General features: G+C 38.3%; 1 protein-coding gene. It reads right to left on the bottom strand.

The features are described from left to right. Nucleotides 1-1,271, bottom strand: a 1,271-nt coding sequence (locus IC572_RS07655) for a glycosyltransferase family 10 domain-containing protein (RefSeq protein WP_187855767.1), incomplete at its 3' end; no start/stop codon positions are given. Between the last annotated feature and the right edge of the window lie 22 nt (nt 1,272-1,293).

Here is a 1,293-nt window from a genome sequence, read left to right on the forward strand (position 1 = left end):
CGCAACAAAGGCAAGGATTTTTGATAAGCTTTGCGATAGATTTTAAAAGTGGTGTTTTGAGAGAGTTCCAACAAAGGCGAAGCGTTTTGTAAAAGGCGATCATAATTAACCCTCAAATCATCATAATTAACCCTCAAATCATCATAATTAACCCTCAAATCATCATAATTAACCCTCAAATCATCAATAGCTACTAAAGGCTCATGCAAATCACGATAGAAAATGAAAGGGTTATTGTGATAAATCGTGTCGTTTTCTAAAATCGTTTTAAAAAAATCAAGGATTTTTTTAAAACTCAAATCTTGGTAAAAGTAAGCTTTCCCATCAAGGGTGTTTAAAGGGTTTTCATAGAGCATGTCTAAATAAGCGTTTGGGTGCGTGTGCAAGTATCTCACATAATCAATCGCTTCATCAAAGTTTTTAAAATCATGCACATTCACAAAACTTTTAGGGTTAAAATCTTTCGCCACGCTAGGACTCCCCCAATAAATGGGAATGGTATGGCTAAAGTAAGCGTCAATGATTTTTTCGGTAACATAGCCATAGCCTTGTGAGTTTTCAAAACACAGATTGAATTTGTATTGGCTTAAAAACTCGCTTTTGTTTTTGACGTTATAGCCTAAAGTGTTTTTCACGCTCCCTCCCCCAGTAACTGGCTCAATAGCGTTTAAAGCGTCATAGAAAGCGTTTCTTTTAGGAGCGTTAGGGTTGCTTGCGACAAAGCTCGCAAACCCTCTTTTCAAAGGATCGATCTCATCATTCACTACTGCGCATAAATGAGGGTGTTTTTCTTTAAAATGATGGGAGGGTTTTTTTAAAGCATAAAGGCTGTCAGATTTGATCTTGTAGGGCGCGGTGGTGTCATTCACGCTCTCGGCTTTATAATGCAAACTGGCATAATATAAAGGCATCCTCAAATAACGATCTCTAAAGTCCAATTCATCAAAGCCTATGGCGTAATCAAAGAGGTTGAAATTAGGGACTTCATTTTCACCGGTGTAAAACACCCTTTTAGTGTTTTGATAGGATAGGATTTTTCTGGCTGCTCCAAGGGGGTTACCAAAAACGATGTCCGCAGGTTTATCAGGGTTTCGGTGTAAAGTGATTGTGTAATGCTGGCTTAAGATGAAATACAGAGCGCTCTTTTTAAATTCTTTAACCTCTTCATCTCCCCACCAATTCGCCACAGCGATTTTTAGGGGGGGGAGATTTAGAGGCCATTTTTCAATGGAAGCGCTTTCTATAAAGGCGTCTAATAGGGGCTGAAACATGGTTATCCTTTTAAAGGAATTT

The sequence above is a fragment of the Helicobacter pylori genome (genome assembly GCF_014496485.1).
Lineage (GTDB): Bacteria > Campylobacterota > Campylobacteria > Campylobacterales > Helicobacteraceae > Helicobacter > Helicobacter pylori_DD.